We start from the raw sequence: 22,732 nt of genomic DNA on the forward strand, positions 1-22,732 counted from the left end.
ACAGGTGGTTTCACCGTCAGGATGTGGAGCCTTCCTTGACCGACGGCAACTTGGAAACCAGACGAAGGCTCATGGTCAGGCCCTCGAGCTGGTAATGGGGGCGCAAGAAGAATTTGGCCGAGTAGTAACCGGGGTTGTCCGCGATTTCTTCGACGACGACTTCCGCGGCGGCAAGCGGCTTGCGGGCCTTGGTCTCCTGGCTGGAGTTGGCCGGGTCGCCGTCGACGTAGTTCATGATCCAGTCGTTGAGCCAGCGCTCGACGTCGTCGCGTTCCTTGAAGCTGCCGATCTTGTCGCGCACGATGCACTTGAGATAGTGGGCGAAGCGGCAGCAGGCGAAGAGATAGGGGAGACGCGCGGCCAACTGGGCGTTGGCGCTCGCGTCCGGGTCGTGATATTCGGTGGGTTTCTGGAGGCTTTGCGCACCGATGAAGGCCGCCGTGTCGGTGTTCTTGCGGTGGATCAGCGGCATGAAGCCGTTCTTGGCAAGTTCGGCTTCACGCCGGTCCGAGATGGCGATTTCGGTGGGGCACTTCATGTCCACGCCGCCGTCGTCGGTGGGGAAGGTGTGGCAAGGCAGCCCTTCGACGACGCCGCCGGATTCGACACCGCGGATGGAGGTTGCCCAGCCGTAGTGCTTGAAGCTCCGATTGACGTTGACGGCCATGGCATAGGCGGCGTTGACCCACAGGTAGCGGTGATGGTCGGTGCCGTTGGTGCTTTCCTCGAAATCGAAGTCGTCGACCGGATTGGTCTGGGCGCCATAGGGCAGGCGGCCGAGGAAGCGGGGCATGGCGAGGCCGATGTAGCGCGAGTCGTCCGCGTCGCGCAGGCTGCGCCATGGCGCGTATTCGGTGTTCTCGAAGATCTTGGTCAGGTCGCGCGGATTGGCCAGTTCCTGCCAGGAGTTCATCTGCATGACGCCTGGGTCGGCGCCGCCGATGAAGGGGCAGTGTGCGGCTGCGGCGATCTTGGCCATTTCGCCGAGCAGTTCGACGTCCGGGGCGGTGTGGTCGAAGTAGTAGTCGCCGACGAGGCAGGCGTAGGGGGCGCCGCCCAACTGGCCGTATTCCTCTTCGTAGATGCGGCGGAAGATCGGGCTCTGGTCCCAGCCGACGCCCTTGTGCCGGCGCAGGGTGCGATGCAGGTCCTTCTTCGACAGGTTGATGACCCGAATCTTCAGCATCTCGTCCGACTCGGTGTTGTTCACCAGGTAGTGGAGGCCGCGCCAGGTCGATTCCACCTGCTGGAAGTCGGGGTGGTGGATGATGTGCTCGATCTGCTCGGAGAGCTTGCGGTCGATTTCACCGATGATGGCCTGGATGGAGCGGTAGGCGTCGCCGGAAAAGTTGAGGCTGGATTCGAGTGCCTGTTCCGCCAGGGTGCGCACGGCGGATTCGACCGCACTGCGCTGTTCGTCGGTTCGGGGCTTGAATTCCTTTGCCAGCAGGCCGGCGAACTCCGAGTCTTCGGCCGTTGCAAGGGCGGACTCGGCGAGCTGTGACGATTGTGTGTTCATGTCGGGTCAGACCTCCTGGTTGGGGGTGCTGGGGGTTTCACCCTGCTGCCGGGTCTCGTCGGCTTTGGGCTGCGATGCCAGGGCCTTGAGGATGCTTGGGTCGCGCAGGACCTCGGCCAGTAGATTTTCCGCGCCGCTCTTGCCATCCATGTAGCTGAGCAGGTTGTTGAGCTGGGTGCGGGCTTCGAGCAGGCGGCGCAAGGGCTCGACCTTGTTGGCGATCGCGCCGGGGCTGAATTCGTCGATGCTGTCGAAGCTCATGTCGACAGGCAGTTCGCCTTCTCCGGTCAGCGTGTTGGGCACCGTGAACGCCACGCGCGGCTTCACCGCCTTCATGCGCTCGTCGAAGTTGTCGATGTCGATCTCGAGGAACTTGCGTTCGGCAACCGGTGGCAGGGGTTCGGCGGGTTTTCCGGACAGATCGGCCATGACGCCCATGACGAAAGGCAATTGCACCTTCTTGTCCGAGCCGTACAACTCGACGTCGTATTCGATCTGGACGCGCGGTGCGCGATTGCGGGCAATGAACTTCTGGCCACTTTTGCCCTTCGGCACGTCGTTTCGGGTTGCCAATTCAGGACTCCTTGCTTGGTCGGGTGGATGGATCGGGGGGCGGGTGTTTCAAGTCAGGTGGAGATTTGTTCGCCTGCGATCTGTCTGAGCTGGCCGAGCCCGTCGGGGGTCAGCTCGGAGATGATTTCCGCAAAACTGAGGCCTTCGAGCTTTTCGATGCGCTGGATCAGGAGCGGCGCAGGATGGGAAGGTTCGTTGTGTTCGAAGTACTGGCGGGCAAGCGCCAAGGCGCGGAATGCATCGCGTCGGTTGTCCACGGCGTCGGGCAGGGCCGGGGCAGGCAAGCCGGCCTGACGGACTGCCGGATGTGTGCTCTGCCGCGAGGCTGGTTCCGCGTCGGCGCCGTGCGGTTGCGTGCCGTCGGCCATGCCTTGGCGTGGCGGGGCGGCCAGATCGGCGAGCCTGACCAGAAGATCCCTCAGGCCGTCGAATTCCGGCCAGAATTCTGCTTCCAGCCTGTTTTTCCAGAGTGTCTCGATCTGTTGCAGCAGCGAGGCGGCTTCGCTCAGCGATGCGAACGTTTCCGCATTGCGTTCGCGTTCGTCGGCGATCAGGCGGGCCAGTTGCTCGGGTGTGGCGACCACTGCAGCGCTGCCGGCGGTACGCCCCTTGATGATGTTCTCCGCATCGCCGACATGCAGGGCGCCCACGCGGCTCTCCAGCAGGCGAGCCTGCCTGGCTGCACCGAGGCAGCCGTGGGCGTCGTACACGTAGGACAGGGCGTTCGTCCTCATCAGGGGGTCGTGCTCGCCATCCAGCGTGAGCGCCGGATGCAGTGTCTCCCAGTGCGCCGAGAGCCAATCGAGAATCAGCGCCAAGCCGTCGGCAAGGCCGCGCAAGCCATGGATCTGGGTGGCCGCATGCGTCAAGACGACTGCGATTCTCAGGTCGCGGGTCTCGCCTGCGAGCGTCATGCCGGATTTCAGGACGCTGCGCCAGTCGGGCTCCTGCGCAGGAATGATGGCGTCACCGAGTTGCTGCTCTTCCTTGCCCTTTGCGCTCGCCATGAAGTCGAGGAAGCGCGGCGCGTATTCGAGGTCGGGTCCGCATGGACCGCCTTCAAGCGCCGGTGATGCGGCCGTCAGGGTGGAGAACAAGGATGGTGCTGGTGGCATTTATTCTTGATCTTCAATGCATTATTGAGCGATGGATTGCTTGATGAGTGTGGTCTACAGGGGTTATGCTTGTCAAGTATGCTATATTTCTTGACTTGCTGAGGTCATTGCATGAATTGTCAGGGGCATGTTTTTTCATCATGGTGCGTGCTTGTGTGATGGCGGGGGTGGTGGGCTTGGCCGCTGCTTTGTCGGTGGGCGGCTGCTCGTTGCCGGCCAGGCAGGAATTGCCTGTTCCCGTGGAGATCTCGATTGCAGCCTCGGAGTCGCTGAATCCGACCGAACAAGGGCGTCCGTCGCCCGTGCTTCTGAGGATCTATGAGCTCTCGGGGCGGGCTTTTTTCCAGTCGGCCGATTTCTTCACCCTGTTGGGCGAGATGGAGAGTGCACGGCACGCGGAGGTGATCGAGATACACGAGTTCGTGCTGATGCCCGGCGAGGTCCGGGTGATGCGCCGCCGTACCGAGCTGGGGACCCAGTTCCTGGGTGTGGCTGCTGCCTATCGCGACCTGCAGGGGAGTTCGTGGCGCTCGCTGGCATCGGTGCCGCCGCCGCATCGCGCGGGGCGTTTGTGGTCTTCCGAGACCTCGCCGGAGCGGCGATATCGCGTCGTCGTGGGCGAAAGAAGCGTTGCAATTGACGAAGTGGGGCGATGAAGTGCCGAACGTTGAGTGTCGAGACCGCATGCAGGTGGGCTGCGGGGAGTTTGCATGAGCGGTGAGCGCAAGGTTGTCTGGTCGGAGGGAATGTTCCTGCGGCCCCAGCATTTCCAGCAGCAGGAACGCTATCTCGAGTCATTCACCCAGCGGCGCATTGCCTATGCGGACGAACTGTACTGGGGCTTCCATTCGCTGGAGTTCGACGAGGATGCGTTCTCGCTCGGCAGCGTGGTGCTCAAGTCGGCCCGGGGCGTGATGCCGGATGGCACGCCTTTTTCGATTCCCGGAGACTGCCCCGGCGGGCTGTCGCTGGATGTGCCGGCCGAAGCCAGGGATGCCTTGGTGTGCCTGGCGCTGCCGACGCTGCGAAGCGGTGTGAATAGCGTCATCTTCGAGGAGGACCGGCGTAGTGCGGCGCGCTGGGTCAGCACCACGGAAGAGGTGCGGGACGTCAATGCGATCGGTTCGGTCCCGGCGGAAGTGCAATTGGGGGAACTGCGGCTGCGCTTGTTTCTGCAGCAGGACATGCCTGCCGGCTGGCGTTCGCTCGGTGTCGTGAGGGTGCGGGAACGCCAGGCGAATCAACGCCTGAGCCTGGATGACGGCTATGTTCCGCCGGTGCTTTCCTGCAAGGGGAGCGTCGTGCTCAGCGGCTACATGCGCGAGCTCGCGGGCTTGCTGGGGCAGCGTGCCGATGCGTTGGTCGAGCGAATGTCCGGCGGCGGACGCGGCGGCGTGTCGGATGTCGCGGATTTCCTGCTGCTCAAGCTGGTGAACCACTGGCTGCCTGTGCTGCAGCATCTGGAGCAGCGCCAGATCGTCCACCCCGAACGGCTGTACTCCGAGCTGTTGGCGCTGGTCGGCGAGCTGGCGGTGTTTTCGAGCCACCGGCGCGCCAAGGTGTATCCGCCCTACCAGCATGACGACCTGCAGGCGACCTTCGCGCCGGTCATGGTCGATCTCAGGCAGGCGCTGACGGTGGTGATGAACCAGGCGGCTGTCCGCATCGACCTCGAAGAGCGCAAGTACGGCATTCGCATGGCCATGGTGCCCGACCGGCAACTGCTGCGAAATGCGTCCTTCGTGCTGGCCGCACAGTCCAATCTGTCGCCCGAGCAGTTGCAATCCCAGTTCCCGGCCCAGGTCAAGATCGGGCCGGTCGAGAGGATCCGCGATCTGGTGAATCTGCACTTGCCCGGCGTCAAGCTGAAGCCCTTGCCGGTTGCGCCGCGCGAGCTGCCGTATCACGCGGGGTATCAGTATTTCGAGCTGGATAGCCACCATGAGCTGTGGCACGAGATGGATCGCAGTGCGGGCGTCGCGATCCACATCGCCGGGGATTTTCCCCAGCTTGAACTCGAGTGCTGGGCGATCAGGCGATGAGTCAGGGGTCCGGGGTGAATGCCATGTCGGGCTTCGATCTGCTTGCGGGTTTGAACGGTGAGGCTGGCGGGCAGGCGGACGGTGCGCGGGTGCCGCCGAGGAAGGAGGCGCTGCAGCCCTTGCCGTCCTGCAGCGACAACCCGCTCGTCAAGGCCGCGACACGGCTGCTGAATCTGATTCCGCGCATTCGTATGACGAGCGCGCTCGGCGAGCCGGCGGATCTGCGCAGTTCGTTGATCGACGAGATCCGTTTTTTTGAAGAGCAGGCCCTGGCGGCGAACGTGTCGCGCGATGAAATCGTCGGGGCCCGCTATTGCCTGTGTACCGCGCTCGATGAGGCTGCGGGGCAGACGCCGTGGGGTGGCAATGGCGTGTGGGCACGCCACAGCCTGTTGGTGACCTTCCACAATGAAACCTGGGGAGGTGAAAAGTATTACCAACTGCTTGCGCGGCTGGCGCAGTATCCGGAGCGCCATCGTCAACTGATCGAGCTGCTGTATTACTGCAACATGCTCGGTTTCGAGGGCAAGTTCCGCATCGCCGAGAATGGCCATGCCCAGCTGGAGATTCTCAAGCGGCGCATCGCGACATTGCTCAATACCGCGCGCAACGGCTATGAAGGGCGGTTGTCGTCACACTGGCGGGGCGAGGAGACCAAGCGCGAGGCCTGGCGAATGATCCCGCCCTGGGTGGTGGCGGCTTCCTGCGCGCTGATTGCCTTCGCGATCTACGTCTGGCTGAGCTTTTTGCTGGGGCCGGAGTCCGACAAGGTCTTCCGCCGCCTGGTGACGCTCGAGCCGCCCAGCCCGGTGGTCGCCGAACAGAGGCCCCGTCCGGTGGAGCCGCGCCTGCGGCGCTTCCTCGAGCCCGAGATTCGTGCCGGGCTGCTGGAAGTGCGCGATCTGTCCGATCGAAGCATCATCATCCTGAAGGGCGATGGCTTGTTCGATTCGGGTAGTGCCGAAATCCGTGCAAATTACCTCGGCGTGCTCAACCGCATCGCGCATGGCCTCGATGACATCGACGGTAGCGTGGTGGTGACCGGTTATACCGACAGCGTGCCGATGCGCAGTGCGCGCTTCCCCTCGAACTGGCATCTTTCGGAAGCGCGCGCGCGTGCCGTTGCCGCGTTGGTGTCGGGACAGATGCTGCGCCATGACCGGGTACGGGCCGAAGGACGGGGAGAGGCTGAGCCGGTGGCCGGGAACGACACCGCCGAAGGGCGGGCGCGCAACAGGCGTGTCGAGATCACGCTGATGCTGTCCGGGGACGAAATCCTGCGCCAGTTGAATCCGCCGGCAGCTCGGCAGACGAGGGAGATCCGGCAATGATCTCGTCCTTCCTGCGGCGTGTGATGGACACGCTGCTTTCGCGTGCCTTCTGGGTTTGTGTCGGCTTTCTGATCATCGCCGTGCTGATCTGGTTCGTCGGGCCGCTGTTCGCGATCGGCGACAGCCGGCCGCTGGTGTCGGTCGGCGCGAGGCTGTGGACGATTGCTGCGCTGGCGGTTTTTCTGCTGGTGCGTGCGTTGTGGCGCCGCTGGCGCCGTGGCTCGGCCAATGCCGGAGTGACGGAGCGCCTGCGTGAGCTGCTGCAGACGAACTCGCGTGGCGGCGAAACCGAAGAGGTCAAGCTGCTGCGCTCGCGCTTCGGCGAAGCGCTCGAAATATTGCGCCGTGCGCGTTTCGGCACGGGCGCGCGCGGCCCGACGAGGTTGTTTTCGAGAGGCCGCTATCTCTACGAGCTGCCGTGGTACATCATCATCGGCGCGCCGGGCGCGGGCAAGACGACCGCGCTGCTGAATTCCGGGCTGGATTTCCCGTTGGCGAAGTCGCTTGGCAAGGGCGCCGTCAAAGGAGTCGGTGGCACGCGGAATTGCGACTGGTGGTTCACCAATCAGGCGGTACTGATCGACACCGCAGGCCGCTACACCACCCACGACAGCGACGCCGAAGGAGATCGTGCGGAATGGCGCGGCTTCATGGGGCTGTTGCGCAAGAGCCGCAGCCTGCAGCCGATCAACGGTGTGCTGTTGACGGTCTCCGTCACCGAACTGCTCGACAGCACTTCCGAAGAGCGTCGCCGCCATGCCGAAACCCTGCGCCACCGGCTCGATGAATTGCGGGAGGATCTGGGGGTCCGTTTCCCGGTTTATCTGCTGATCAACAAGTGCGACTTGCTGTCCGGCTTCGACGAGTACTTCGCATCGCTCGACCGTGCCGGACGGGAGCAAGTATGGGGTTTCACGCTGCCTTGGACGCCTGATGGCGGAAACGGCTATGCCGACGATGGGGTCGAGCGCGAACTGGCGCTGCTGCGCCAGCGCATCCATGCCGGGCTTCCGGATGTCCTGTTGTCCGAGCCGGAGCTGGCGCGACGCGCGCTGATCCATTCCTTTCCGCAGCAATTCGCTTTGCTGTGCGAGGCCTTGCGGGAAGTCGGCGCGCAGTTGTTTGCCGATTCGCGCTTTTCCTCCGCGCCCTTGTTGCGGGGCATGTACTTCACCAGCGCGACGCAGGAGGGCACGCCGCTCGATCGTGTCATCCGCGCGATGGATGCACCGCAAGGGGTGCGCGCACCTGCGCTGCTGCGCGGCACCGCGAAAAGCCATTTCCTCAACGAGTTGCTGGCCAAGGTCGTGTTTGCCGAGGCGCATCTGGTCGGGCACAACCGCAGTGCGGATCGGCGTGTCCGCATGCTGCATCTGGCTGCCTACGCAGTGAGCGCGCTGTTGCTCGTAGCCGGGGTGGCTGCCTGGGTGACCAGCTATCGCAACAACGAGACCTACCTGACCGAGGTCGACGGCAAGGTGGATCGGCTGGCGCGCAAGCTGGATGAACTGCCGCCGATGGTCGATGGAAATGTGTACCCCCTGCTCGCGCCGCTGACCGAAGCGGAAACCGTGTCGGACAGCGTGCATTTCCGTGCGGCCGATCCAATGCGGGCATGGACTTTCGGGCTGTATCAGGGCGACAAGCTGATGGCGGGATCGCGGCCCCTTTACGAGAATCTGCTGCGCACCCGGCTCGCGCCGGCGATCGAGGCCCGTCTGGAGTGGTTGCTGCGGACCGTGGCGGTGGAGGATCTGGAATTTTCGTATGAGATTCTGAAGGCCTACCTGATGCTGCACGACCGGGCGCGTTTCGATGGCGAGGCGTTCAAGGCTTTCGTGCTGGCCGACTGGGACTACAACATGCCGGCTGGCGCGGCACGCCAGGAGCGCGATGCACTCGAGCGCCACGTCGAGGCGCTGATCGGGATCGGCGGCATGCAGGCGTCAAAGCCGGTCGACAACACCCTGGTGGATGCGACACGTGCCAGGTTGACCCAGTTCTCGTTTGCACAGCGCACGTACCGCAGACTGGCGAGGGCGCTCGAACACAACAATCTGCCGGATTTTTCCATCGGTGCCGTCGTCGGCCCGAGTGCGCCGGCCGTCTTCAAGCGCTCGAGCGGCCAGCCGCTCACGGACGGCGTCAGCGCCTTGTATACCTATCGCGGCTATCACGAGCTGTTCGCGCCGGAAGTGGATAACGTCGTGCGGTATGTCGGGCGTGATGACGCATGGGTGCTGGGCAGCTCCGACGTTTCGGCGCGCGAGCAGGCCCAGGCGATTGCAACCGGCGAACTGGCGCTGGAGGTCAAGCGGCTGTACATGCGGGACTACGTGGCGGCGTGGGAGCGATTCATCGACGATATCGACCTGATTGCGCCGCGTTCGCTGGCGGAGGCGGCCGAACTGGTCAAGGGCTTGTCGGCGGTGGATTCGCCGCTGGCAAGGTTGATGAAGGCGGTGGTCGAGGAGACGACCTTGCTGAAGTCCGCGCCGGGTGGCAACGCGAATGATGCATCGCTGCTGGAGCGGGTGAAGCGTTCGGCTCGTGCGACACAGGACGATGTGACGCGGATGATCGGGCCCAGCGCCTTGCCTGGCCGCCTCGGTCCGGACGAGAAACCGGAACTGATCGTGGATCGGAGATTCGAGGCTCTGCGGCGTTCGGTTGGCAGCGGTGACAGTGGCGCTCCGCTGGCGGGCACGCTGCAGTCGCTGTCGGAATTGCATCTGCTGCTGAGTTCGGTCGAGGCGGCTCGCGCAGGCGGGTATCCGCCGCCTTCCAGCGACTTGCCTGCGCGCCTGAAGGCGGAGGCCGGCCGTCTGCCGTCGCCGAGCAGGCGCCTGCTCGAAACGCTGGCTGCCACGGGCGGCACGCTGGTGGCGCGGGAGGCGCGGGCGGCCAAGAGCGTGCAGATGGTCGGTACGGTCACCCGGGCGTGCCGGGAAACGATCGAAGGCCGCTATCCCTTCAGGCCCGGTGCAACGCGGGAAGTGGCGAGCGAGGATTTTGCGAGGATGTTCGGTCCGGGCGGTATCGCCGACAGTTACTTCCAGCGGGAACTGGCTGCGGTGGTGGATACTTCGGCGAGTCCGTGGCGCTTGATCCCGGGAGCGCGTGGCGGGCTCGGGGACGGTGGCGTTCTGGGACAGTTCGAGCGTGCGGCGGTGATCAAGGATGTGTTCTTCCGCAGCGGCGGCGGGGCGCCGGCGGTTACGGTGCTGATCAAACCCCTCGAGATGGATGCCACGATCACCCAGATGCAGCTCGACATCGATGGTCAGGTGGTCCGTTACCAGCATGGCCCGCAGGTTGGCCATACGGTGCGCTGGCCGGGTACTCGCGGCAGCGGGCAGGTCCGCTTGTCACTGGAGCCGGCGCTGGGCGCAGGCACCGATGGCCTGGTGCTGGAAGGGCCGTGGGCACTGCATCGCTTGTTCGACAAGGCGCGTATCGCGCCGGGCAACAGCCCGGAGCGCTTTCAGGCAACGCTGGACGTCGGCGGACGCAAGGTGAGCTTCGAGGTGGTGGCCGGCAGCGTGAAGAATCCCTTCGCGCTCAAGGAAATGAGGGAGTTTGCATGTCCCGCGGGCCTGTGAGCCGATATGGAACGGCGGCACCGGTGGGGGAAGCGTGATGGACGAGCGCTTTCTGGACTACTACAACCGTGAGCTTGCCTACCTGCGGGAGCTGGGGGGCGAGTTCGCGGCTGCGTTTCCGAAAGTGGCCGGCCGCCTCGGCATGCAGGGCGAGACGGTGGCGGATCCTTATGTGGAACGCCTGCTGGAGAGCTTCGCTTTCCTCGCCGCCCGGATTCACGTCAAGATCGATGCCGAATTCCCGCGCTTTTCGCAGCGTCTGCTCGAAGTCGTCTATCCGCACTATCTGGCGCCGACGCCCGCCATGGCGATCGCCTGCCTCGATGGTGCAAGCGTGGATGGCGGCAGTGCCGATGGCGGTGCCGGAAGGCTGCCGCGCGGCACCCGCATGACGTCCAATGCCGTGGCGGGCGGACGGACGGAATGCAGCTTCGTGACTGCGCACGACATTGATGTGTGGCCGCTGGAAATCCTGGAAGTGCGGACCGATCTGCCGGGGGATCGATTGCCGCTCGGCGCCCTGGCCGGAAGGAAGGCAGTCAAGGGGGTACTGCGCATCCGCTTGAGGTTCACCCGTCCCGAGGCCGCGCTCGGGCCCTTGCCGGATCGCCTGTGCTTCCATATCGCGGCCGATGAGCCCGATGCGGGCCTGCTCTACGAGGCCGTGCTGGGGCACGGGATCGGGGCGGTGATCAGCGAGCCTGACGGCAACGGGGCACAGCTGCTCGCTGCACCGGACACCTTGCGCGCGGAGGGCTTCGATGCAGCACAAGCCTTGCTGCCGACGGATGCGCGCGTGTTCCAGGGCTACCGCTTGCTGCACGAGTACTTCGCATTTCCGGCGCGCTACCTGTTCTTCAGCATAGGCGGTGTTGGCACGGCGCTGTCGCGCCTTGAAGCGGAGAGCTTCGAAATCGCCATCCTGCTCGATTGCGATCCTGCGGCGGTCGCCCCGGTGGTGGGCAACCGCTGCCTGCTGCTCAATTGTGCGCCGATCATCAACCTCTTTCCGTCTTCAGGCAAACGCTTGCCGGTGAGTCCGGGGGCGCTCGAGCATCACATCGTGCCGGATCGAACCCGTCCGCTGGACTACGAGGTTTATCAGGTGTTCGGCATCGATGGTTTCGATCGCAGCAACAACGCCGTGCGCTCCTTTGCGCCGTTCTACAAGCACGTCGGCGAAACGACTCGCGCTTCGGAGGCCTTCTTTTCGGCACGCCGTGAGCCGCGCCGGCTTTCGGAAGTGGGCAGGCGGGATGGCGGCCGCTCGGGTTATCGCGGCTCGGAGGTATTCGTGTCGCTGGTGGATACACGCGAGGCGCCCTGGCCCGAGCATGTCGAGCAGATTGCCGTCGACATGCTGCTGACGAACCGGGATCTGCCGTTGTTTCTGCCTGCAGGCGCCTCCTTGCGTGTCGATACCCGCCTGCCGCTGCGCGGCGCCACGATCGTGAAAGGGCCATCCCGTCCCCGCCCGCAGGTGGCCGAGCGGGAGATGACGTGGCGGCTGATCAGCCATCTTTCGATCAACTACCTTGCGCTGCGCGACATGGATGCAGGCAGCGGTGCGGCATTGTTGCGTGAATTGCTCGGCTTGTATGCCGCGCTGGCCGATCCGGTGGTGGCACGGCATGCGGAGGCCATCGTCGCCACCCACGCCCGTGCGGTGAACCGCCGCCTGCCGGTTGCCGGCCCGCTGGTTTTCGGGCGCGGGGTCGCGGTGGACGTGACGGTCGACGAGCGGCCTTTCGCCGGTGGAAGCCCCTATTTGTTCGGTGCCGTGCTCGAGCAGTTCCTGTCGCGCCATGTTTCGATGAACATGTTCTGCGAGTTGAACCTGCACAGCACCACGCGCGGCAGGCTGGCCGCATGGCCGCCGCGCTGGGGAGGGCGTCCGGATGCGTGACGCGACTGTCGTGCCGCTGCGCGAATTGCTCGAAGGATCGCCCTGGGAGGTCGATTGGTTCAACGCCCTGCGCTGGTTCGAGGCCAGGAACCCGCAGGCTCCGCGCCTGGGCAGGGCGATGCGCGCGAGCGAAGAGGTGCTGCGGGTCAGCCAGCCGCCGTCGATGCGCTTTGCGCCTGCCGCGCTGGCAAGCTACGACGAGGACTACTTCGGGCGTCCGCGCCTTGGCCAACTGGGCTTCGGCCTCTTCGGCCCGAACGGTCCCTTGCCCTTGCACCTGACCGAGTATGTGCATAACGCGGTGCATATCGACAAGGACGAGGGGCTTCAGGCCTTCTTCGATATTTTCCAGCATCGCGCGGCGCTGCTGTTTTATCGGGCGTGGTCCAGCGCACAGGCGGCCACCAGCCTGGATCGCCCCGACGATGACGCCTTCAGCCGCTACGTCGGCAGCCTCACGGGTCATGGCGAGGCGTGCAACGAGGGGCTGGATCGCGTGCCGGGTCATGCGCGACACCACATGGCGGGCCATCTGGTACGGCTGACGCGCAATCCTGAAGGCTTGACGGCGATCCTGACCGGCTTCTTCGGATGGACGTTCCGGGTTGAAGAATGGGTCATGAACTGGCTGGAGCTGTCGCCGGAGGACCGGAGCGAGCTGGGGGGCCATGGCGATGCATCGCGACTCGGTGTCGGCGCAGTGTGCGGCGTCGCGGTGCCGGATCGCCTTCATCGCTTCCGCATTCACGCGGGGCCGCTCGATCTTGCCGCCTATGAACGCTTCCTGCCAGGAGCTGACTGGCACGACATGCTGCGTGACTGGGTCAGGAATTACACCGGGTTCGAGCTGGCCTGGGATATTCGCCTGATCCTCCGCGCCGACCAGGTTCCCGCCGTAAGGCTGGGGGGGCAGTCCCGGTTGGGGTGGACGAGCTGGCTGGGTGTGTCGGCGCAGAAGCAGGATCGTGGTGATCTGATCCTGGACTGCGAGGGGCAGTCGGCCAACCCACAATATTCTCAAGCATGAGGTCATCATGAGTACGATCAGCCGGGTATCGTTGTTCGGCAAGCTCAATCCGACGCTGTACAAAAGTATCGAGGGCGCGACCGTTTTCGCCAAGCTGCGCGGTAATCCGCTGGTCGAACTGTGCCACTGGCTTTACCAGCTGCTGCAACTCGACGACAGCGACGTCCATCGCATCCTGCGCGATGCCGACGTCGAGCCGGGGCGTCTCGTCGCCGAGCTGCAGCGCGCACTGGAGCGCCTGCCCAATGGTGCGAACGGCATCGAGGACCTGTCATCCGATATCGATACCGCGGTCGAGCGGGCCTGGATGCAGGCATCGGTAAACTTCGGTGCGGCGACGGTGCGCAGTGGTCATTTGCTGCTCGCCGCGTTGGGCGACAAGCGCTTGCGCAGCGTGGTGCTGAAAAGTGCGCCGCAGCTGGAACGCATCGACGTCGATCGCCTGGGGGCAGAGTTCGGTCGATTGCTGGCCGACAGCCCCGAAGCCTCGTCGGAAACGGCTGCCAGTGCCTATGGCGATGCGCTCGCCGCGCCCGGGGAAAGCTCCGGGGCAATGAGTCCGGCTGCGCTGGGCAAGGCCGAGGCGCTGAAAAAATACACCGTCGACCTGACGGCGCGCGCACGTGCGGGCGAAATCGACCCGGTGACCGGCCGCGATGACGAGATCCGCCAGATCATCGACATCCTGATGCGCCGGCGGCAGAACAATCCGATCCTGACCGGCGAGGCAGGCGTCGGCAAGACCGCCGTGGTGGAAGGTTTCGCGCTGCGCATTGCCGCGGGCGAGGTGCCGCCCAGCCTGGCGCAGGTCGAACTGCGCAGCCTCGATATCGGCCTGCTGCAGGCCGGTGCGAGCATGAAGGGTGAATTCGAGCAGAGGTTGAGGCAGTTGATCGACGAGGTGCAGCACGCTGCCAGGCCGGTGATCCTGTTCATCGACGAGATTCACACCCTGGTCGGCGCGGGAGGCGCAGCCGGTACCGGGGACGCGGCCAACCTGCTCAAGCCGGCGCTGGCGCGCGGTACCTTGCGCACGGTGGGGGCGACGACCTGGAGCGAGTACAAGAAGTACATCGAGAAGGATCCTGCGCTGACGCGCCGGTTTCAGGTCGTTCAGGTGCATGAGCCGGACGAGGCTCGCGCCATCGACATGCTGCGCGGAATCGTCGCACCGCTGGAGCGGCATCATGGCGTAAGCATTCTCGACGATGCGGTGCGCGCCGCCGTGAGCCTGTCGCACCGCTACATTCCCGCCCGCCAGTTGCCCGACAAGGCAGTGGCGCTGCTGGATACGGCCGCGGCCCGGGTTGCGATCAGCCAGCATGCGACGCCCGGGGAACTGGAGGATCTGCGGCGCCGGATGGCCTTGCATCAGGATGAGCGCACGCTGCTGCTGCGCGAGCAGGCGGCAGGACAGTCGCACGCGGAGCGCATAGCCAGGCTCGATGGGGAGATCGTCGGGCTGGAGGCCCGGGTGGCGGAGCTGGAGGCGCGCTGGGAAGAAGAGCGTGCGCTGGTCGCGCAGATCGTCGAGTTGCGCGGCGCCTTGTTCAAGGACGCGGCCGGGCCGAGTGCCGGAGAGAGCGGCGGCAATGCCGATGAGCAGGCGGAAGCCGTGGAAAGTATCGAGGCCGGTGAGTACGAGGAAGCTGCGGAAAGCACCGAGGCCAGGCGGGCGCGTCTGGTCGAGCTGGAGCAGCGTCTGCAGCAGTGCCGCGGTGAGCAGCCCTTGGTGACGGCGGCGGTCGATGAGCACGTCGTCGCGTCGGTGGTTGCCGACTGGACGGGTATTCCGGTCGGCAGGATGGTGCGTGACGAGGCCCGTGCCGTGATCGAGCTGGCCGACAGCCTCGGGCGCCGCGTCATCGGCCAGCGCGAGGGCCTGGAGGCGATTGCGCGCCGCATCCAGACTGCGCGGGCGAAGCTGTCGGACCCGCGCAAGCCGGTCGGCGTGTTCATGCTGTGCGGCCCTTCCGGCGTTGGCAAGACCGAGACGGCGCTGGCGCTGGCGGAGAACCTGTATGGCGGTGAGCAGAACCTGATCACCATCAACATGAGCGAGTTCCAGGAGGCGCATACCGTATCGACGCTCAAGGGCGCGCCGCCGGGTTATGTCGGCTATGGCGAAGGCGGTGTGCTGACCGAGGCGGTTCGCCGCCGTCCCTACAGCGTGATCCTGCTCGATGAAATCGAGAAAGCGCATCCGGATGTCCACGAGATATTCTTCCAGGTGTTCGACAAGGGGCGGATGGAAGACGGCGAGGGGCGGGAAATCGACTTCCGCAATACCGTGATCCTGCTGACCTCGAACGTCGGTACCGAGATCATCGACCATCTGTGCGCGAACGGGCCGCAGCCCCCCAGCGCCGAGGCACTGGATGGGGCGCTCCGGCCGGCGCTGCTGGAGGTGTTTCCGCCTGCCTTGCTGGGGCGCCTGGTGGTGGTGCCCTATGTGCCGCTGGCAGCGGAAACCTTGTCGGCGATCGTCCGCCTGCAACTGGAGCGGGTACGCGCGCGCATCGAGCGCAATCACGGTGCGGTGCTGGAGTATGACGACGAAGCGATCCGCTGCGTGCTCGAGCGCTGCCATGTCAGTGATTCGGGCGGACGGATGATCGATGCGGTATTGACCAATACCGTGCTGCCCGAGATCAGCCGGCATGCGCTCGAGGCGATGATTTCCGGACGTACGCTCGAACACGTGCGCCTGTCGGCCGAGGGGGGCGCATTCGTGGTCGATGTTCGTACGCGGCCAGCCCAGGGGAGTACTGCATTGCAAAATGCTCCTTCGGAGGTCAAGACGGAGTCACCGGAAGCCACGATGTTTGATGCAATGGAAGATTGAAATGCCGGCCTTTGAAAGAGGTTTCATGTTCTTGTGGCTGGTGTTTCTCAGTATCGCATTTGCGGCAGTCTGGCTGAGGGCGCCTGCGCTTTGGTTCATTACCATCCCGGATTCTGCGTGGAATCTTTTGGCAGATTTCCTGGGCGCAGATTGTTGTGAAAGTACAGCGGATCTGGAAGTTGCCGTTGGTCTCGGTTTGGGGCTCGTCCTGGCGAGCATTATTCTTGCAATGGTTCTTTTCATCAGAAATGGAATGAAGAGGCCAACAGATTCGAGCGGATCGCCTCCGGCCTCCGTCAGGCGTTGAATATGGATACGATACAGTCGCGTGGCGCCGCTCAGCGCCTGGCTCCGGTAAACGCGCTGCCGGTCGGCGCGCGCGTGCAGGAATACGAGATCAGGTCGGTGATCGGCGAAGGCGGATTCGGCATCGTGTACCGGGCCTATGACACCTTGCTCGAGCGTGAGGTCGCGATCAAGGAGTACCTGCCGGTCAGCCATGCCACGCGCCGGGATGATGGGCTGGTGGTTGCCAGCTCCGAGCGCCAGCGCGAGACCTTCGAGAAGGGCTTGCGCTGCTTCGTCTCGGAGGCGCGCATGCTGGCGCGTTTCAAGCATCCTGCGCTGGTCGAGATCCTGCGTTTCTGGGAAGAGCAGGGCACGGCCTACATGGTGATGCCGTTCTACCTTGGGCGGCCGCTGAGCGAACTGATCCAGGAAGGCTTCCGCATCGAGGACAGTGCCGGCCTGGAAGCATTCCTGATGCCGCTGCTGGATGGCCTGGCGCAGTTGCACGGTTCGGACTGCTATCACCGCGACATTTCCACCGACAACATCCTGATGCTCGAGAATGGCCAGCCCTTGCTGCTGGATTTCGGTGCGGCGCGCAGCATCCTGGTCGACAAGTCGGATGTTTCCACGGTCATCCTGAAGCCGGGGTTTGCGCCGATCGAGCAATACAGCGAGGACCACAAGGTTGCGCCACAGGGCGCCTGGACGGATTTGTATGCACTGTCTGCCGTCGCCTACCAGGTCGTCACCGGGATCATGCCTACCGTATCGGTCGCACGCATCATCCGCGATCCGCTGCTTCCTTTGGTGAAAAATGCACCGCCAGGAATCTCGCCTGCCTTACTGGCTGCGATCGATCTGGGCTTGCGAGTCTCGCCCGACCAGCGTCCGCAGTCGGTACAGGCTTTCCTCGAGCTGATGCATGCTGTCGAGCCCGCCGCCGACGAGCGCATGCTGGCGCTGGAGGCGGTCATGCCTGCCGAGGAGGACGCCATCCTCCCCGCTTCTGGTGATGCGGGGATGGGGCAGCAGGCCGGGGATCGCGAGAGCGATGTGCTTGCCGGTCTCATCCCGTTGCCGGAGGGGGCACTGCAGGAGTCCGGGAAGGAGGTGGACCAGGCCGCGCCGGTTTCCCGGACAGAGAAACAGCAGGACAGGCGGACGCCCGCCGGTGATGCCCATGAGCCAGCGCCCGCTGCGTCCACCGCTTCCCCCGTCGGCGAGCTGAAATCCGAGGTGCCGGCACGTAAGCGTAACGGGCTGCTGGTCGGCGTGCCCTTGCTCTTTGCTGCGCTCATCGGGATGTATTTGTTCACTCGATCTGGTGATGACGATCTGCATGGGCTGGAGCCGGCAGCCAGCCCGGCGGCGTCGGCACGAACAGCGGCAAGCGGTTCTCCGCCGGCCGGCATGCCATTCGCGCTTGGCGGCAAGGAGGGCAGGGAGGCTCCGCAAGCCGTTTCGGCTGCGCCAGCCTTGCCGGAGGCGGAAGTGCTCCACGACGATGAGCAGCAGGCTGACGCACAGATGGCGAGTGACGGCCCGCCTGCCATGCCGTTGCAGGCGGCCGAGGCGCCGGAGGTGGTGGAAACTCCTTCCTTGTCACAGGCCGTTGAAGCCCATCATGGCGCTGGCGGCGAGGGTGCCGGCGTGGGGCAGGAGTCCCCGATGGCGGCAGCGCCTGCCTCCGATCCGCCGATGATCACGGATCAGCCAATGATTGCCGGTCAGCCCATGGCTACGGATCCGCCGATTCCCACCGTGGTGGCTGATGCCGGCGGGGATGAACATGGGATCGCTCCGGTCTCCAACGCCCAGAATGCCGTGCCGGAAACTCCGGTGGTTGCCGAACAGCAGCAGGGCACGGTCGATGTCCGCGTCGAGCCATGGGGCAATGTGTTCGTCAATGGGGAACTGGTCGGTGTCACGCCGCCGCGGGTCCGTTTCCAGGCCGATCCGGGCCAGATCGAAATCGAGATACGCAACGAAACCCATCCTGCAAAGCATGTCACGCTGGACATAGAGGCCGGTCGTACCTACCGGATCAGGCATGTCTTTGGAAACGATTGAAGCGCGGACGCCGTCCAGGCCGGCATATGCCCGGTGTCTTCTGCCGTGCTTGTATGGCGCGGTGATGCTTGGTGCGGCGAGTGCATGTTCGACCCTGTTCGACGCGCCGTCATTCGAGCGTGCCGCTTCAGGGCAGGTGGATCAGGTGCTCGAAGAGGCTGTGCGGGAGCGGATCGAGGCGCTGCAGCAGCAGGGCAGGGAGCGAATCGGCGATTGGTCGATGGCCGGCAAGGAGGCGTTGCAGCGCGTCATCGTCTTTCCGAAGCCCAGTGGCGCAGTCGGCATAAGCGACCGTGGCTGGCCGGTGATGCGTATCGATAAGGTGGCGGCTCAGAGGCAGCCGCAACTGGTCCTGGAAGCTCCGGTGCGCGGCGTCGTGTTTCTGGATGAACGTGAAATTGGCTTGGTACAGGATGGCAGCGCACGCATCGTCACACTGGTGCCGGGAGAGCACCGGATCCGAATCGAACATCCTCTTACGCCTCCCATGATGGCGCAGTTCTATATCGAAACGGGCGAGCGCATCACCTTGCGCTGGGAGTCGCGCTGAATACGGCGTTGTGGAGAAAGATCATGCTTGAAGTAGCAGCAATCAAATACAACGACATTGCTCCGGTGTTTCCGATCATCCGCCAGCTGCCGGAAGGGGGCGGCAGTGTCGGGCGCGGTGATGACAACGCCGTGATGCTTCCCGACCCCATGCGCTTGCTGTCCAGGCGGCATCTCATGATCGAGCCGGATCGGCATGGAACTTACCTGCTGACGAACGTCAGTGCGTCCAACCCGGCGTTGTTGAATGACGTTCCCGTTGCCCCGGGGGAAAGCAGGACCTTGAACCATGGCGACCAGATCTGTATCGGGGGCTATTTGCTCGAGGTGCGGATCACCGCGCAGCGGGAACAGGGTACCCGTCCGGAAATGGCTGCGAACTTGCCGGGAGATGAAACGCAGGACCCGCATGCAGCGGATATCAATGCCATTCTCGACAAGGGGAGCACACGCCCGCTGATGTCCGACGATCCGCTCGGCCTTGCATCCATCAGAAACACGATCAGGCTTTCCGATCTTGCAGGGAGCGGCAAGCAACTGTTGAGCGGTCTTGACCAGGAAAGCCGCTCAGGGCAACTGGCGCATGAGTTGACCAAGGACCCGTTATCGGAAAGCGGCAACCCGTTGCTGGAGGAGGGGGCGCTGGATCCGCTGGCGATTTTTGGCGGCGATGAAGAGGCCGTGGAGGACTTGTTCGGTGTGCCGGGCGATCGAAACGCAGAGCCCGGCGGCGCGACTCCTTCTCGCCCCGTCAGCGAATTGCATTCGCCCTTTTCTCTAGATTCGCTCGATACCGATAGGCCTGAAATGGCTTCCTCGGAGACCGGGCCCGACGCTCCCGCCATGCAAAGCGAGCAAGCTCAAGGGGAGGAAGGAGATGTGGCGGAAACCGAAAATACGCTCCTGATCCCTGAGGATTTCGCCCTGGACGAACTGCTGAGTGATCGGAGTGCCCTGCCGTCGAGTTCCGATGCGCCGGACATGGGCATGTCGTCGCAGCATGCTGATGGGCATCGGAATGGTGGCGCTGCCGTTTCGCCGATTCCCGCAGAGGCAAGCGAGCTGCAAGGCTTTCAAGCGCCTTCTCCCGCGCCGGAAGCCGAATCTGACCCAGCGCCTTCTGGCGTTCGCACGCAGCAGAGCGTGGCTGCGCACCCAGTCGAGGCAGGGGCGGCAACGGGGGCGGGTGATGCGGTGAATCGGGAGGTGGCGGCACTGCATGCAGCGCTGCTGGAGGGGCTCGAGCTGGATGATTTGCCGGAGCATCGGAAGCTGGACGCCGATTTCATGCGCACACTGGGTGCTCTGCTACGGACGTCGATCGACGGCACGATTCGGCTCATGGCCGCGCGGGCAGCCGTCAAGCGCGAAGTGCGCGCCAATGTCACGGTGATATCCCCCGATCGTAACAATCCGCTGAAATTCTCCCCGGATGCCGATGTCGCATTGATGTATCTGCTCGGCCGTGAGTATCCGGGCTTCATGGGGGCGGAGGATGCGGTGCACGAAGCTTTTGCCGATCTGCTGAGCCATCAGATCGGTGTGGTTTCAGGCATGCGGTCTGCACTGTCTCTGGTGCTGGAGCGTTTCGATCCGGAGACGATCACACGCAATGCCGATACCCATGGCATGATCGACAACCTGCTGTCGATGGGGCGCAAGGCGCGGCTGTGGGACGCTTACGGGCGCTATTTCGAGAACACGCGGGAACAGGCGGTGGATCGCTTCCAGGAGTTTTTCGGTGCCGCGTTCGTCGACGCCTATGAGGAGAACGCCCGGGCAGGCGGAAAGCAGAAACGCGAGGCGCTCTGATGAAAGATCCCATGATGCACTTGTCCATCGCCCACTGCACGGAACTGGGGAGCCGAGAGAACAATCAGGATTTCATCGGTTTTTGCGCCAATGAACATATTGGTTGTTTTGCTCTGGCGGATGGCGCTGGTGGCTACGAGGGCGGAGCTGAAGCGTCTCGGGCGGTAGTGAGCGAAGTGCTGCGCTGCTTCCAGACTGCGCCCGCCGCTCGCTGCATGGATGCGGCCTGGCCGATCGCGGTTGCGCGTGGCGCACTTGCAACGGCGCGTGAGCGTCATCCCGGTTGCGGCGAGATGAATACCACGGTGGCAACGCTTTTGATCAGTACCGAGACTGGGCGTGCAACCTGGTGCCAATTGGGTGATAGCCGCATTTACCTGTTCCGAAACGGCAGGGCGCACAAACTGTCGCACGACCACAGCGTATTGCAGGCGATGATCGATGCCGGGTTCGTGCGGGGAGATCTGCGTGGCCGGCAGGAGCGCAATGCACTTTATGCTGCCGTGGGGTCGCCGGAGACGCCACCGACAGCCGTTTGCGATTCGCCGCTACCGGTATTGCAAGGCGATGTCTTCCTGCTTTGCAGCGACGGGTTTTGGGACGCATTGCCTGAAGCGGTCATGGAAGAGGAACTGAGGGGAGCAGCCACTCCCGAAGAATGGGTGAAACGCATGCTGTCGCGTATCAAGCGGCCAGCGTGCGAGTCGGACATGGATAACTTCAGTGCTTTGGCCGTCTGGGTAGGGAAGCGCATCGAAGTCACTCGCATCCTGGACTTGGGAGAGAAGGACGTGGGACGGGTCGCATGGCAGGCATGAGCTTTTCCTCGATGCGCTGGGGCAAACCCCCGCTGGTGGGGTGGTTTGGCAAACTGCCCGTGCTCGGAGATTTTGCGGGACGGGGATTGCCACTGGCGCTTCGCGAGCATGTACATGCATGGTGTGCGGGGGGGATGGGGCGCTTGACGGAGAGGCATGGGGAGGCCTGGAAAGCCGCATACCAACTGGCACCGGTATGGCACTTCGCCATGAATGCACATATCTGGGATGCACGCCCATTGGTGGGTTGCGTCGCGCCCAGCGTGGATCGAATCGGCCGTTGCTCGCCGGTGCTGGCTCTGCGCTCGGTGGACGGAGCAAGGATGACGGAGCACCTGCCGCCCCGGAGCCGCTGGCTGTTCGAGGTGGAAGCCTTGTTGAGGCAAGTCATTCGAGGCGATTTGAGTGTCGATGCGATCCAGTCCGGACTGGAGGCAGCTTTGGAGGCAGACGGTACCCAGAGGCGGGAAGGAGACTCTGCCGGCGACATCCTGGCCGACCTGGGGATTGCGACAGGCGCCAATCCGAACTGGTTTTCCTGGCCGGATCTGGCCGAACGTTTCACCGAGCGCAAGGGGCGCAGCTTCTGGTGGGCGGAGCCTTCGCCCCGTCAGCCGCCCCGCCAGATCATCCATAACGGCGCTCCGGATGAGGATTTGTTCGAATTGTTGATGGCTGGCTGGGCCGAAAGGCCAGGACGGCATCGGGCGGACTGGGAGTAAGGCCCCGGATGAGCCGTAGCGATCGCTTCTTGCCGACATTGCTCGACCGTCTGGTCGAATCGCCTGAAAACGGAAAAGGAGGGATGTCCAGGCAGGCGTATCAACAGTCGGTGCTGCGGGACTTGCAGTGGCTGCTGTGCAGCGTGGCGCCCAGGGAGCAAACGTCGTTCGCCAAGCATGCCGAGGCCAGCCGTTCCGTGCTGAACTACGGCATCCCCTGCAGCACCGGCATGACGCTGACCGAGCGGGAGTTGACGAAGTTGGCCCAGGACATCGAGAAGGCAATCCTCACATACGAACCGAGGGTGCTGCCTGAAAGCCTGTCGGTGGCCTTGCTGGCGGATAGCGAACAAGCCGTTCGGAGCCAGCTGGTATTTCGAATCCGGCTGGCGTTCTGGTTCGAGCCGTATCCGCTGGAGCTATCCGTGCGCGCGCAGTGGGATATCGAAAACGGCCTGGTTTCGCTGAGTGGGGAGTAGGGGTGGGGCATGAAAACCTCACGTGGCGCGT

General features: G+C 64.1%; 17 protein-coding genes. 14 read left to right on the forward strand and 3 right to left on the reverse strand.

The annotated features are described in order from the left end of the window. Positions 1-16 precede the first annotated feature (16 nt). The 3 genes from tssC to tssA are packed head-to-tail and all read right to left on the reverse strand — an operon-like array spanning position 17 to position 3,189. Positions 17-1,519: a type VI secretion system contractile sheath large subunit gene (gene tssC / locus ACNQFN_RS05010; RefSeq protein WP_068639230.1), complete on the reverse strand. Its 1,503-nt coding sequence runs from the start codon at positions 1,517-1,519 to the stop codon at positions 17-19. 6 nt (positions 1,520-1,525) lie between these two features. Continuing rightward, complete coding sequence (gene tssB / locus ACNQFN_RS05015; RefSeq protein ID WP_245650994.1) at positions 1,526-2,092, reverse strand: type VI secretion system contractile sheath small subunit; 567 nt, start codon at positions 2,090-2,092, stop codon at positions 1,526-1,528. 53 nt (positions 2,093-2,145) lie between these two features. After that, positions 2,146-3,189 carry a type VI secretion system protein TssA gene (gene tssA / locus ACNQFN_RS05020; RefSeq protein WP_418648174.1) on the reverse strand — a complete coding sequence of 348 codons (1,044 nt, stop codon included), beginning with the start codon at positions 3,187-3,189 and terminating at the stop codon, positions 2,146-2,148. A gap of 83 nt (positions 3,190-3,272) precedes the next feature. Between tssA and tssJ the strand changes: the two genes are divergently transcribed. Genes tssJ through tssE form a run of 14 tightly spaced genes read left to right on the forward strand, consistent with a single transcriptional unit; the run spans position 3,273 to position 22,701 of the window. Continuing rightward, a complete protein-coding gene (gene tssJ / locus ACNQFN_RS05025) occupies positions 3,273-3,863 on the forward strand; it encodes a type VI secretion system lipoprotein TssJ (RefSeq protein WP_068639228.1) in 591 nt (196 codons plus the stop codon). A gap of 54 nt (positions 3,864-3,917) precedes the next feature. Then, complete coding sequence (tssK, locus tag ACNQFN_RS05030; protein ID WP_068639227.1) at positions 3,918-5,249, forward strand: type VI secretion system baseplate subunit TssK; 1,332 nt, start codon at positions 3,918-3,920, stop codon at positions 5,247-5,249. After that, positions 5,228-6,580, forward strand: coding sequence for a DotU family type VI secretion system protein (locus ACNQFN_RS05035; protein WP_088178905.1), 1,353 nt, complete (start codon positions 5,228-5,230; stop codon positions 6,578-6,580). Before tssK ends, ACNQFN_RS05035 begins: the two co-directional genes overlap by 22 nt. Next, entirely contained in the window at positions 6,577-10,182 is a 3,606-nt protein-coding gene (gene tssM, locus ACNQFN_RS05040) for a type VI secretion system membrane subunit TssM (protein ID WP_418648175.1), read from the forward strand. Before ACNQFN_RS05035 ends, tssM begins: the two co-directional genes overlap by 4 nt. Positions 10,183-10,219: 37 nt before the next feature. After that, complete coding sequence (gene tssF, locus ACNQFN_RS05045; protein WP_418648176.1) at positions 10,220-12,088, forward strand: type VI secretion system baseplate subunit TssF; 1,869 nt, start codon at positions 10,220-10,222, stop codon at positions 12,086-12,088. Then, positions 12,081-13,115: a type VI secretion system baseplate subunit TssG gene (gene tssG, locus ACNQFN_RS05050; RefSeq protein ID WP_068639223.1), complete on the forward strand. Its 1,035-nt coding sequence runs from the start codon at positions 12,081-12,083 to the stop codon at positions 13,113-13,115. Before tssF ends, tssG begins: the two co-directional genes overlap by 8 nt. Positions 13,116-13,122: 7 nt before the next feature. Next, positions 13,123-15,960 (forward strand): type VI secretion system ATPase TssH, encoded by a 2,838-nt coding sequence (tssH, locus tag ACNQFN_RS05055; RefSeq protein ID WP_418648177.1) that lies wholly within the window; start codon positions 13,123-13,125, stop codon positions 15,958-15,960. Further along, positions 15,944-16,267 (forward strand): hypothetical protein, encoded by a 324-nt coding sequence (locus ACNQFN_RS05060; RefSeq protein WP_418648178.1) that lies wholly within the window; start codon positions 15,944-15,946, stop codon positions 16,265-16,267. The genes tssH and ACNQFN_RS05060 overlap by 17 nt, the downstream gene beginning before the upstream one ends. A 2-nt stretch (positions 16,268-16,269) precedes the next feature. Next, positions 16,270-18,321 carry a protein kinase domain-containing protein gene (locus ACNQFN_RS05065; protein WP_418648179.1) on the forward strand — a complete coding sequence of 684 codons (2,052 nt, stop codon included), beginning with the start codon at positions 16,270-16,272 and terminating at the stop codon, positions 18,319-18,321. Further along, positions 18,302-18,871 carry a hypothetical protein gene (locus ACNQFN_RS05070; RefSeq protein ID WP_418648180.1) on the forward strand — a complete coding sequence of 190 codons (570 nt, stop codon included), beginning with the start codon at positions 18,302-18,304 and terminating at the stop codon, positions 18,869-18,871. The genes ACNQFN_RS05065 and ACNQFN_RS05070 overlap by 20 nt, the downstream gene beginning before the upstream one ends. Positions 18,872-18,894: 23 nt before the next feature. Next, positions 18,895-20,682 carry a type VI secretion system-associated FHA domain protein TagH gene (gene tagH, locus ACNQFN_RS05075; RefSeq protein ID WP_418648181.1) on the forward strand — a complete coding sequence of 596 codons (1,788 nt, stop codon included), beginning with the start codon at positions 18,895-18,897 and terminating at the stop codon, positions 20,680-20,682. Next, positions 20,682-21,500: a PP2C family protein-serine/threonine phosphatase gene (locus ACNQFN_RS05080; protein WP_068639219.1), complete on the forward strand. Its 819-nt coding sequence runs from the start codon at positions 20,682-20,684 to the stop codon at positions 21,498-21,500. Before tagH ends, ACNQFN_RS05080 begins: the two co-directional genes overlap by 1 nt. After that, positions 21,497-22,222 carry a type VI secretion system-associated protein TagF gene (gene tagF / locus ACNQFN_RS05085; protein ID WP_418648182.1) on the forward strand — a complete coding sequence of 242 codons (726 nt, stop codon included), beginning with the start codon at positions 21,497-21,499 and terminating at the stop codon, positions 22,220-22,222. The genes ACNQFN_RS05080 and tagF overlap by 4 nt, the downstream gene beginning before the upstream one ends. Before the next feature lie 8 nt (positions 22,223-22,230). After that, a complete protein-coding gene (gene tssE, locus ACNQFN_RS05090; RefSeq protein ID WP_418648183.1) occupies positions 22,231-22,701 on the forward strand; it encodes a type VI secretion system baseplate subunit TssE in 471 nt (156 codons plus the stop codon). Positions 22,702-22,732: the final 31 nt, after the last annotated feature.

Source organism: Thauera butanivorans, assembly GCF_048398245.1.
In the GTDB taxonomy this organism is placed as follows: Bacteria; Pseudomonadota; Gammaproteobacteria; order Burkholderiales; family Rhodocyclaceae; genus Thauera; species Thauera butanivorans.